The 7,920-nt window shown below is 36.4% G+C and carries 7 protein-coding genes; 4 read left to right on the forward strand and 3 right to left on the reverse strand.

The genetic code is table 11. The features are described 5' to 3' along the window. On the reverse strand, positions 1–1,758 hold a 1,758-nt coding region (locus AFK68_RS19960; RefSeq protein ID WP_143438065.1), incomplete at its 3' end, for a glycosyltransferase. 837 nt (positions 1,759–2,595) lie between these two features. Between AFK68_RS19960 and AFK68_RS19965 the strand changes: the two genes are divergently transcribed. The 4 genes from AFK68_RS19965 to AFK68_RS19980 all read left to right on the forward strand — a co-directional run bounded on the left by AFK68_RS19965 (position 2,596) and on the right by AFK68_RS19980 (position 5,339). Beyond that, positions 2,596–2,805 carry a hypothetical protein gene (locus tag AFK68_RS19965; protein WP_094674468.1) on the forward strand — a complete coding sequence of 70 codons (210 nt, stop codon included), beginning with the start codon at positions 2,596–2,598 and terminating at the stop codon, positions 2,803–2,805. A 115-nt stretch (positions 2,806–2,920) separates the two neighbouring features. Beyond that, positions 2,921–3,307, forward strand: a complete 387-nt coding sequence (locus AFK68_RS19970; RefSeq protein ID WP_094674470.1) for a DUF2809 domain-containing protein — start codon at positions 2,921–2,923, stop codon at positions 3,305–3,307. Between the two features lie 335 nt (positions 3,308–3,642). After that, entirely contained in the window at positions 3,643–3,978 is a 336-nt protein-coding gene (locus AFK68_RS19975; RefSeq protein WP_256386612.1) for a zinc ribbon domain-containing protein, read from the forward strand. 173 nt (positions 3,979–4,151) lie between these two features. Then, positions 4,152–5,339 carry a S8 family serine peptidase gene (locus tag AFK68_RS19980; protein WP_094674474.1) on the forward strand — a complete coding sequence of 396 codons (1,188 nt, stop codon included), beginning with the start codon at positions 4,152–4,154 and terminating at the stop codon, positions 5,337–5,339. Between the two features lie 539 nt (positions 5,340–5,878). Here AFK68_RS19980 and cobA read toward each other — a convergent pair. Next, positions 5,879–7,435 (reverse strand): uroporphyrinogen-III C-methyltransferase, encoded by a 1,557-nt coding sequence (gene cobA, locus AFK68_RS19985; protein ID WP_094674478.1) that lies wholly within the window; start codon positions 7,433–7,435, stop codon positions 5,879–5,881. Positions 7,436–7,460: 25 nt separating this feature from the next. Continuing rightward, positions 7,461–7,733 carry a hypothetical protein gene (locus AFK68_RS19990; protein WP_094674476.1) on the reverse strand — a complete coding sequence of 91 codons (273 nt, stop codon included), beginning with the start codon at positions 7,731–7,733 and terminating at the stop codon, positions 7,461–7,463. Between the last annotated feature and the right edge of the window lie 187 nt (positions 7,734–7,920).

Consider the following 7,920-nt stretch of genomic DNA (forward strand, 5'->3'; position numbering starts at 1 on the left):
TTCGGAAAAGTCGGAAGTTAAATTTTGACTACTTCCTGTTTTCTGAAAATTTTCTCCTACTTCCTGCTGTCTGTTTCCTGTTGGATAGTTTTGGGAAAAGTCGGAAGTTAAAATTTGATTACTTCCTGTTTTCTGAAAATTTTCTCCTGCTTCCTGCTGTCTATTTCCTATTGGGGAGTTTTCGGAAAAGTCGGAAGTTAAAATTTGATTACTTCCTACTTCCTGCTGTCTATTTCCTGTTGGATAGTTTTGGGAAAAGTCGGAAGTTAAATTTTGACTACTTCCTGCTTCCTGCTGTCTATTTCCTATTGGGGAGTTTTCGGAAAAGTCGGAAGTTAAAATTTGATTACTTCCTACTTCCTGCTGTCTATTTCCTGTTGGATAGTTTTGGGAAAAGTCGGAAGTTAAATTTTGACTACTTCCTGCTTCCTGTTGTCTGTTTCCTGTTGGGGAGTTTTCGGAAAAGTCGGAAGTTATAATTTGACTACTTCCTGCTTCCTGTTGTCTGTTTCCTGTTGGGGAGTTTTGCAAGAATTCAGAAGTTAGAATTTGATTACTTCCTGCTTCCTGCTGTCTATTTCCTGTTGGATAGTTTTGGGAAAAGTCTATTTGATTGAGGTAAGATTCTAAAACTTGGTAAGTATTATCAGTAGAACCATCATCAATAATAATAATCTCCCAAAAAGTATAAGTTTGATCCAAAACACTTTCAATAGCTTTAAGAATATAATCACCATTATTAAAAGTAGGAATAACTACGCTAACCAGTGGTAAACCATTTGGCATGATTTTATTTATTAAAAGTTGCCACTCTGGTATTTGATTCAAAGAAACTGAATTAAATGAATAGTTTTCTAGAGAAGCATAATAGTGAAAATAATATAACCACTCACAGATAGTTTTAAGCACAGAAACAGGAGAAAACTTTAAAGATTTATGCAAATAATCAACCATTTCAGCAAAGTAGCCAGATTTATATAAACACCAACAATTCCAAATCAGAGAACCGTAGCGTAATTCCTTTTCTAAATGTTCAATTTCTGGAGGGAGATTAGGATTAGAAAAAAGTTCATCTAAAATTTTTTCTTCTACTGCTATTTGAGCAAGTAAATTTCGCGTCATATTACCACTATGTTGACGATAACAGACCGCAACTTTGGGAAACCAAATGGCTTGACAACCTGCTAAAGCTAATCGAATTACAATGTCAAAATCTTCTAATCTGCGTAACTCTTCATTAAACCCATTTACTCTTTTCAACCATTCTTTACGAAACATCATTCCGCTAGGATTAGTAGCTTTCCATTTTAACCAACTTACTAAGTCTAATTCTGGAGACTTATGCCAAGGTTCAACATCTTGAATTTTTTCTCCTTTTTCATTCACAACCCGCCACCCACTTTGTACCAAACCTATACTTGTTTGAACATCGAAAATAGCTACTTGTTCTTGAAGCTTAAAAGAGAGAAATAAATCATCAGCATCCAGGAGAGCAATTAATTCTCCTTTTGCCATTTTTATGCCTTGGTTACGAGTAGCAGATAATCCTTTATTCTCTTGATAAAAATAACGAATTTTTTTCATGTATGGCTGTAAGACTTGATAGGTATTATCTGTAGAACCGTCATCTATAACAATAATTTCATAGTCAGTATAAGTTTGATTCAAGACACTTTCAATTGCTTGGGCGATGTAGAGTTCACAGTTATAAACAGGAATAATTACGCTTACTTTTGGATTTGGAAAAGTTTGTGACATGATGGTTATATATTTTTAATTTAGCTACTCTTGTTTTGCTATTCCCTAGAAAAGGAAAAAGAAAGATATTAAGCATTTCCGTACCAGAATGATCCGCAAACAGCTAGCTCACCGATCAGCTCTCAGGTATGATGCCAATAACTGCTAAGATTAGTAATGTAGCTCCTTATAATTATTTTTAATTCTTCCTTATTTATGGAGCATAGATTATTGAAAATTTGGAAATTGGTAAAAAGTAGGGATTCGGGGTCTGGGAATCAAACCCCTATAGGGAGGAGACCTGCCCAAAATATTGAGAATAAGGTTTTTGTTATGATAATTCAACCGACTTGATGTAATGTTAATGTTGCTAGCTTTGGAATTGTAAATCTTATCAATAATTGCAGCGAGTTTTAAACATAAATATTAAGGTTTAATCATAATACTAGCAAAAAGATTATCTCAGCTTATATGAATACTATTTATTTGTTGTTTTTGCTTGATTCAAAAAATATTTTCTCGTTATATAGCATAGGAATAAAAACAAAAAAAATCTTGCATAAATTTTTTATTTTTTTCGGGAAAACATTTCTGTTGCTGAGTTCTCTAATAGCTATTGAGAACCCAATTTTTGCTGGATAAATCAGGAGTAAAATTGTCTCTATAGAAACAAGAAATAGCCTTGAAGCTAAAGGCTTTATTGATGGTTATCAGAGGTCTAAATCTGGTTTAGGTGAATTCATAGAAGCAGGAATTCAGAAACGAAATATAGTAGAAAGAGTAGAACAGAAAATTTATGCTGATGCTTATCTACGCGGTTATCTACAGTTTCAAATTGACTTAGGTGACTACCTCAGTATGAATAAAAGTGAAATGTATTTGCAAGCTATAGGATTTGAAGATGGTTGTTTTAGAGCAAAAGCTGGATTAAATGAATTTCCAGAAGTGGGAATGAATAAGTTAGGTTTAGTAGAATTAAGACAACAATTAGTTTATATTGATGCCTATCATCAAGGTTATTCTAGGTGGCTATTGACTGATTATTCTGTACCTGCAGCATATAATTAGAAGTCAGAATTTAGAATTGAGAATTCAGAAGTTAGGAGCAATTGTACAATTTTAATTCTGACTCCTCACTCCTAATTTTTTATACTTCGTTTTGGCTTGGGGAATGTAGATTAATATGACAAAAAAATACAGAAATATTATTTTAGTATGTTTGATTTTTACTGTAATTTTAGGTTTGGCAACTAAGTTCTATCAGGGAATGTTTTCTGAATGGCTGAATAATTCTTTTAGTTCAATTTTTTATGAAGCATTCTGGATTTTATTAGTGATTTTTATTCGACCTCAATTTCCACCAGGTTGGGTAGCTTTTTGGGTTTTTATTATCACCTCATTTCTAGAATTTCTCCAATTATGGAAACCACCTTTTTTACAAGCTATTAGAGCTACTTTAATTGGCAGGCTGTTGTTAGGAAATACTTTTGTCTGGTGGGATTTTTTGTACTATATATTAGGCTGTACATTGACTTGGATCGTTTTACGTTACACCATGTCTGAAAAGTAATACTAATCCTGTATTTATCACAAATTTGGCGATTGCAACAACCAGAAGTATTATCTGATATAGGTTTGAGGACTTGAGCCTGTAATTGAATTAATGGACAGTCTTTTTTGTTACATATATAATAGATAATAATGGTGAGATGACGGGGTTTGGAATTAGTACCCGTGGGCAACGGGGGATGGAAACTGTCTGCTAATAGCGTACTGCCAGGTGAGCTTCAGCTCATAGGTAAATGCTACGCAGAAATGCTTAACTGCGAGGTTAAGAAGCCCGCGCCGTAATCTTTGATTCGGCCTCGGGACGTCTGCTTAGAGAGTTTAAACGTTCAAGGGATGATGCAAAATGGTAAATTGGCAGCATCAATAGCAAGGCTTGGATTGTATCAATTTAGACAACGATTGACAACCAAAATCGTAAGCTCTCGTGGAACTGTAGTGCTAGCCCCCCTGTGGTTTCCATCATCCAAAACTTGTCATAATGGCGGTCGTATTAATCAACAATTAAAGTTAAAAGACCGTACTTTTAACTGCCCTCACTGTGGAATGAGAATAGACCGGGACTTAAATGCGGCACTGGTGTTATCTCAGTATGGGGACATTAATCAATCAAGTAGGGTAGGCTGTACCCGAATTTACGCTTGTGAACTGGAAGAGGCCGACCGACCAGGTTGAAGCAAGAAGCAAACATCTTTGACTGGCAAAACCGATATTTTACCAAGTTTTGCCGGAATTGTTTAGGTATTGTACAGCAGAAGTCACTACCTTCTATCCTTACATATTTCATATTTAGGACTAGCGGAGTTATTACCGAATTCGTGAAATTAATTTCAAAAGGAGCAAAATTTATGTTAAAAGGAATCAAATATATCATCCTCCGAAGCCGAGAAATTCTAGTACCGACAACAGATAATTTAGGGATCAGAAGAGGTGCTAGGACTTTTGAATTAGCTCCTGAACAACTGGAAGTTGAGGAAACAGAACTTAGTTACTCCGAACGTAATGACCTACGGCGTGACCCTCAAACCCGTGCCCTTGCACCAGCTTTGCCCTTGAAATTAATTGCACCTGTAGAATCAAAGGACGTAGCTACTCCGACTACTGGTTCTACCTGGGGGATAGAAGCTGTTGGTGCAAATAGTTCTCCCTTCGATGGTAGCAACATTACTGTGGCCGTACTTGATACAGGAATCGATCCTTCTCATCCAGCTTTTACTGGGGTTGACCTAGTTCAAAAGAACTTTACAACTGATTCGGATAACGATCTAAATGGTCATGGAACTCACTGTGCTGGGACAATCTTTGGTCAAGATGTTGAGGGAACTCGTATTGGTGTTGCTCGTAACATCAAGCGAGCCTTGATTGGTAAAGTTTTAGGATCAGGAGGAGGGTCATCGCCCACCATCGCTAAAGCCATTCAATGGGCAGTCAATGAAGGGGCTCACGTGATCTCAATGTCCCTTGGTATTGATTTCCCTGGGTATGTAAGAAATTTGATTGACAGAGGACTGCAAATAGAAGCTGCTACCTCAATTGCTTTGGAGGGATATCGTGCCAATATCAATCTTTTCACACAACTATCCGGCTTCGTCCAAGCTAATGGGTTGTTTGCTCAGGGAACAATTATTGTAGCTGCATCAGGAAATGAAAGTAACCGTCCCAGTTATGAGGTTTCGGTAGCTCCGCCTGCTGCTGGAACAGGGGTAATTGCGGTGGGAGCTTTACAAGAAAGTGCTAGTGGTTTTTCTGTAGCCAGGTTTTCTAATGACCAAGTCGATATCTGTGCTCCTGGGGTGGATGTAATATCAGCCAAAGTAGGTGGTGGGTTTAGTAGCTTGAGTGGAACTAGCATGGCCACACCTCATGTTGCTGGAGTTGCAGCTTTATGGGCACAACGTCAATTAGCGTTGACAGGGCGGGTTAATGATCAAGTATTAATGTCACGACTGATTTCCAGCGGAACACTTAAGTCTCTTGCTTCTGGTCAGGAAATAAATAATATTGGGACTGGAATAGTACAAGCTCCTCAGAGTTAATTTAGCTAGGTCGGCGAGAAGCTCTAGGTATAGAGTCTGAAGGACGAGCAGTGGAAAGGGAGCTGAAAACTAAAGTAGATCCTAAATTCTCCAGGACAAGCTTTTACCGAAAAATTGGGTTTAAAGCCTTGTCCTTTTAGGGCAACTTTATGTTTATAGTTATAAAAGCGGCAAAGGTATTCAACCGCTCTAAAAACCTAGCTACTAATCGTAGCACTCCTTGCACCTTAAAAACTAGAGTTAGGGGGTTTTGCACTCCGAATGCTTGTGTATGGAAAAGCTCTAAGCAATAAGTATCAGAGAACCAAAGTTTTTTTAAGGTTTAAACTGTACCGTAGGACATACGGGAACAGGCTCTTGTTAGCGCAGCTCCTCTGTTAGCGCAGCTCCTCCGCAGGAGGCAAGAGGCAATAGAGCGAACGCTTGGGGAGAGAACCATCTCTGGACTAGATGCCGTAAGGTGTTTAGTTTAAGTGTACTCATTGAAGCAAGAATCCTGGTTTCAGGAGAATCCCCGTGCGTTTACGCCGGGGAGTATGTCAATTTCTCACTCCCACCCACTTAATAATAGCTTCAGTCAACCCATCTAATGTATATTCTTTAGCCTCCACATCTACTCTACCTAATAAACTGTGACAACTTTGAGAAGTTTGAGGTCCGATAGAAGCAATACAAATATTTTCTAACCAATTTTCGGTTAACTTATCCTTATTTTCTGAAATTAAATAACAAAAATTTCTCACAGTTTTAGAACTAGCAAAAGTAATAATATCTATCTGCAAATTCTGTAGAGCTAACAAAGCTTCGGGTACAATATTTTCTGGGCAACGAGATTCATAAGCAGCTACTTCTATTACTTCTGCACCTTGACTATTTAATTCCTTCACTAAAACTTCCCGACCACCAGTTTCTACTCTGGGAAATAAAACCTTTTTTCCACTCAATTTTTCAGGAAAATTTGCCACTAAAGAATCAGCAACAAAATTAGGTGGAATAAAATCTGGTGCTAGACCAAAACTCTTCAAACTTTCTGCCGTCTTTTTACCAACTACTGCTATTTTTACCCCAGCTAAAGCACGACTATCTTTACCTTTTTCTGCCAATCTTTCAAAAAAATAATCTACTCCATTTGTAGAAGTCAGAATTAACCAATCAAAACTATCTATATTATTAATAGCCACATCTAAATCATGCCAACTTGAAGGAGGAGTAATAACTAAAGCTGGCATTTCAATTACTTTTGCTCCTTCCTTTTTTAGAAGTTCGGTAAACTTACTTGACTGACCTGCTGAACGAGTTATTAAAATAGTTTTATTTGCTAAAGGTGCTATTTCTGCTTTTGCTTCTGACTTTTCTCTAACCATATTATTTGGATATTGTAAATAATCTCTTAATCTGACTACTTCTCCCACAATTATCACACAAGGAGACAAATATTCAGCATAAGTTTGTTTAGCAATATCCTTCAAAGTACCAATCCAAATTTGTTGTTTAGGAGTCGCAGAATTTTGAATAATAGCTACAGGAGTTTCAGGTTTTCTTTCATGTCTTAATAACTGATGTACAATTTCACCTAAATTTTTTCCTCCCATTAAAATTACTAAAGTTTCAATCTGAGATATTTTTTCCCAATCTAATGCTTCTATATCGTGAGCAGTTAAGACTACAAAAGCTCTACTCATTACTGCATCTGTCAGAGGAATATTTGCCAGTAAAGGTGCAGCTAATGCAGAAGAAATTCCTGGTACAACTTCAAATTTACAACCAGCTTCAATTAATGCTTGAATTTCTGTAGCAGCACGACCAAAAATAAAAGGGTCTCCTCCTTTTAGTCTGATTACTTGTTTGCCTAAACGACATTTTTCTACTAACAAGCTATTAATTTCTGACTGAGAAATACTGGGTTTACCCCCACGTTTACCCATCTCTATTTTTAAACAATTTTCTGGTGCTAATTCTAAAATAGAGTCATCAACTAAGGCATCATAAATTATGACTTCTGCTTGAATAATTAGAGAATATGCTTTGACAGTCAAATATTCTTTACTTCCGGGTCCAGCTCCAACAATATATACTTTTCCTAGTAATTTAGTCATGTCTGTATAAGTAAATAAATCCAATTTAGTAGTTGCAACAAAAATCTTTAGTTGGAGAATAGCACCAATGAGGAATATTTAGTTTTTCGGAAGAGATATTAACCGTTGTTTCAAAATCAATATATTGAACATCTTCATGCTTAAGATTGCAAATTTCCTGAAAATAAAAATGATTTCCAAATATTGCATCGCAATAAGGACAACCAAATGAAGTGTAATAGTTTCCAACTGTTTTGCTATAGCGAGATTTAATTTTGCCCATTTTCATGTTTTGACGTTTAGCTTTTTCAGTTTTCAAGCATTCATAAGCTTTACTTACAATTTCAGGAAGAAATTGAGGTTCACCTATAATTTTGTCTGTTAATATAATGTAGTCTATTAAATTAAAATAACAGCCACATATATAGCAATCCTATTTGATTCGTGGCAAAAATCTTACTGCTTTTTAGGCAAGAGGCAACAGGCAACAGGCAACAGGTAAGAGT

It is taken from the genome of Hydrocoleum sp. CS-953, from assembly GCF_002260545.1.
GTDB lineage: Bacteria > Cyanobacteriota > Cyanobacteriia > Cyanobacteriales > Microcoleaceae > Trichodesmium.